This is a genomic window from Novosphingobium naphthalenivorans NBRC 102051 (assembly GCF_001590985.1).
Taxonomy (GTDB): Bacteria; Pseudomonadota; Alphaproteobacteria; order Sphingomonadales; family Sphingomonadaceae; genus Novosphingobium; species Novosphingobium naphthalenivorans.
On the sequence record NZ_BCTX01000164.1, the window covers coordinates 1 to 3,488 of the forward strand.

Below are 3,488 nucleotides of genomic sequence, written 5' to 3' on the forward strand. Positions count from 1 at the left end.
GCACGAACTCGAGATGAGCGGGAATCAGGCTGGCAACCTCGCCACGTATCCACAGGCCGGGCATAAGCAGCGAAAGACGCTCGGGGAGCGGGCGATTGCATCGCCGCAACAATGCTGATGGTGAGATACCCGTCCTGTCGCGCTCAGCGCGAAGTTGCTTTCGAATTTCCCCGGTGATTGGGATGCGCTTGCTCATCTCGCTCCGATATCGGGAAGGTCAGCGTAGCGATTAAGCACCCAGAAAATGTGTTCGGCATTGCCTGTTTTGGTCTTGAGATTCATCCAGCCGCCGATTGTCGTATGCGTCAAATGCTGAGGACATGACGAGGCAAAACGGCGAAGCAATGATACGGGACTGTATCCTGTTCTTTCACGCTCCACCCTCAACGTGGCTGCCAGTTCGATTGTGATCGGAATGTACTCGGAAGGCTTCATTGCCGATGCCGCCGCGCGGGCCAATCGCTTGATATCGAGCGTAGTTGAATCCGTACCTATCCAGCCTTTGAATGCGTCCAAACCGTCGCTTCCTCCCGAAAGATGATTGCTTCGAGAGCATTCTACCGCAGCGCAAGGAGCGGGCGGGACAATAAATATCATTGTATTCACAGCTTCTTAGCTGTGAGGCGCTTAGCGCTTGAACGGTCAAACCCGGCGCGTGGATTTTGGCGATTAGACCAGCTCGACCTGTACCTTACGGCCCAGCACGGCAGCGGCGCGTTGCAGAGTCTCGATGGTGACGTTGCCGTCCATCGGATCAAGCACGCGATCAACCTGAGTGCGGCTGGTGTGCATCATCTGCGCCAGCCGACTTTTGCTCAGCTTACGTTCTTGCATAGCCCGTTGAAGTTCCCAGGCGATCACCTCCTTGATGGAGCGCGCCTGAAACTCTTCGAGAACGCCTTCCTCGCGCAGGAAATCGTCAATTCCCGATCCCATATGCTTGTTAGCCATTTTGCACCTCCTTCATGCGCTCGCGCGCGATTTTCAAATCCTCCTGCGGTGTTTTCTGGGTCTTCTTGATGAAGCCATGCAGCGCATAGAGGTATCCATCATGGAAACAGATCAGCACGCGCGAGATCGTCTTGCTGGGCAGTGATGTTCGCACTTCCCACAACCCGCCGCCCATAGGTCTGCAAAGCGGCATTCCGACGGGCCAGCGATATTGAACACGCTGGAGATCGCCCCCAACTTCCAGCCTGTCGTCCCTGTCGAGGTCTTTGAGCCAGTTGCGGACAGGCTCATTGCCAGCCGCGCTCTGGTAGAAGACCAGCGGGATTTTCGGCGTTACGATCTCATCTTCATTCTGTACCATTTATAGTGCTATTGCACCATATAATGTGCAGGTCTGTCAAGCCAAATCAGCGGAGCGGTGAATGCCCCGCTGAGAGAACGGGAGGCCGCCATCAAGCGGCGGCCTCTTTCGTGTTGGCTTCGCGCATCACGATTCGGCCATTCAATGGCAGGGCGTTCAGGCTCAGGGAAAAGCCTTTTCCATCGCGGGTGGGCCAGGCCACGCCGATATCGGTCCAGCGGGCGGACTTGCCTTCACCGTTTACGGAATAAAGGCGGAAGGCGGGACGGTTTGTGTTGGTGTCAGACATGAGATTTGCTCCTTTTCATTTTGCCGCCGGATTAAGTCCGTTGGCTTCATGGGGAGCGAGAAAGACACGGGTGAAAGCCGCACGGGTCACATGCCGCATCCTGACAGGATGCGCCCGTTTACGGGGGCGGAGCTGCACGAAAGAATGCAATGATTAAGGAAGCGAGCCGGATTGAACCCGCTCGGCGCACGGGTCGAAAACCCCATGACCAAAAAGCCAAGGGACCATAGCTGGCGCTATGAATCCCAAGGAGCGTAAGTCTGACATCCACAAAGCGTCAGAACGGACATTCATCATCTTCCAGCATAGATGCAAACAGTTTGCCCTGAGCATCGTTCAAGGCGCAGACGTCCCGCAGTTGATGAAAATACCTGGCGTTCACCTGATCCTGAAGCGCCAGCATGACAATGGCGCGTCTCGATATCGAGAGGTGCGGGCGGTCCGAGCTTTCGCTGCGCTGCGCGATGACGGCTTCCGAGTGAACTTACGCAAATCTACGAAGGTACAACGCCAACTCTGACGCTGACGGCTTCTGGGTCGTCGGCATCGTAGATATCATAGTCCGCGCGATATGAGCGGTTAAGGTCGCCGTTCCAAATCGCCTGCCATTGCGCGATCAAGGATTGGGGCTGCGGCCCCCTGACATCATATACCGCCACCCATTGTCTGGGGACTTCTGCGCAATGCAAACCTTCCGAAGCCACTGCTGACGCCACACGGTAACCGATCGTCATGCGGTACGGGTCCATGAAATCTCCCCCGTAGTCGTGATAGACGCAATAGGTTTCCCTTGACGCATCAGCACCGATCCTTGCGCGAACATCGGTCGAGCGAAAAGTCTCCCACAGAACGCCAATCGCTGCCGGATCATCATTGCGGACCACCTTCGATACGCCGACAACGAAAAAGCCACCTTCTTCCTGCACATTAGACATTGCGCTTTCCTTTCTTCGCGCGGACCTTAAACTAAGATATTATTTATCGGAGTTTATAATGCAGTTATCGGAAAGTGTCGAGTGGGGCCTCCACGCCTGTCTTGCATTGGCGATGATGCCCGATGGCGCGCGCGTTCCAGCGCGCGCTTTAGCTGAATACCACGGGATCAAGCCCAGCTACTTTTCCAAGGTCATGCAGAGACTTGTGGCGGCGGGGATCGTTCAATCCGTCGAAGGCCGATCAGGTGGCTTGGCGATGGCGCAATCGGCCGAAGATGTGTCACTTCTTCAGATCGTCATGGCCATTGAGGACCATCAGGCTTTCTTTCGGTGCACGGAAATTCGCCAAAAAGGCCCTTGTGCGGCGGCCTCGAAGCACTACAGGGCACCTTGTACCATCGCGAAGATAATGCATCAGGCAGATGCAGAATGGCGGCGTGTCCTTGCTGGAACCAGCCTCGCGGATTTGAGGCGATCCGCAATCACACAACCTGTCCCCGGCGTCCACGAAGCGACACAGGCCTGGCTAACTGAGACGGGCGCTGTGCGGGGGATTTAGATGCAACCTTCAAGCGGTCTTTAAGCCGAGCGTTCTGCAACGGCCGGGCTGAGGGTGCATTGCTGAACAGGTTGGTTTTTCGCTAACGACGGTTTGAGGATTGTCACAAATACCCCGCTATGACCGCAATTAGGCTCGGAAACTGCCGAAACGAGTCATTTGGGATGACACCGCCAGCCCGGTGCCAAGAATCGCAAGGAGCATAAATCTGACATCCACAAAGCGTCAGAACGGACATTCGTCATCTTCCAGCATAGACGCAAACAGTTCGCCCTGAGCATCGTTCAAGGCGCAGGCGTCCCGCAGTTGATGGAAATACTTGGCGTTCACCTGATCCTGAAGCGCCAGCATGATAATGGCGAGCCTCGGAATCGAGAGGTGCGGACGGCTATG

The 3,488-nt window shown here is 55.8% G+C and carries 8 protein-coding genes; 1 reads left to right on the plus strand and 7 read right to left on the minus strand.

The genetic code is table 11. The features are described from left to right. From NN5_RS26710 to NN5_RS24310, 7 genes are all read right to left on the minus strand, one after another. Positions 1–196: hypothetical protein (locus NN5_RS26710; RefSeq protein ID WP_217998774.1), on the minus strand; the 196-nt coding region annotated here is incomplete at its 3' end. Next, on the minus strand, positions 193–516 hold the full coding sequence (locus tag NN5_RS26185; RefSeq protein ID WP_157081330.1) for a hypothetical protein: 324 nt from the start codon (positions 514–516) through the stop codon (positions 193–195). The genes NN5_RS26710 and NN5_RS26185, both read right to left, overlap by 4 nt. A gap of 153 nt (positions 517–669) precedes the next feature. Then, the gene (locus NN5_RS24295) at positions 670–951 is read right to left on the minus strand and encodes a helix-turn-helix domain-containing protein (protein ID WP_067739201.1); all 282 of its coding nucleotides are present in this window, start codon (positions 949–951) and stop codon (positions 670–672) included. Beyond that, positions 944–1,312, minus strand: coding sequence for a type II toxin-antitoxin system RelE/ParE family toxin (locus tag NN5_RS24300; RefSeq protein ID WP_067739204.1), 369 nt, complete (start codon positions 1,310–1,312; stop codon positions 944–946). Before NN5_RS24300 ends, NN5_RS24295 begins: the two co-directional genes overlap by 8 nt. 91 nt (positions 1,313–1,403) lie before the next feature. Beyond that, positions 1,404–1,601, minus strand: coding sequence for a hypothetical protein (locus NN5_RS24305; RefSeq protein WP_067739207.1), 198 nt, complete (start codon positions 1,599–1,601; stop codon positions 1,404–1,406). A 277-nt stretch (positions 1,602–1,878) separates the two neighbouring features. Continuing rightward, a complete protein-coding gene (locus tag NN5_RS27240) occupies positions 1,879–2,004 on the minus strand; it encodes a hypothetical protein (protein ID WP_281190468.1) in 126 nt (41 codons plus the stop codon). A gap of 91 nt (positions 2,005–2,095) precedes the next feature. Continuing rightward, a complete protein-coding gene (locus tag NN5_RS24310) occupies positions 2,096–2,536 on the minus strand; it encodes a GyrI-like domain-containing protein (protein WP_067739209.1) in 441 nt (146 codons plus the stop codon). Between the two features lie 58 nt (positions 2,537–2,594). Here NN5_RS24310 and NN5_RS24315 point away from each other — a divergent pair, with 58 nt between their 5' ends. Beyond that, positions 2,595–3,095, plus strand: coding sequence for an RrF2 family transcriptional regulator (locus tag NN5_RS24315; RefSeq protein WP_067739211.1), 501 nt, complete (start codon positions 2,595–2,597; stop codon positions 3,093–3,095). Positions 3,096–3,488: the final 393 nt, after the last annotated feature.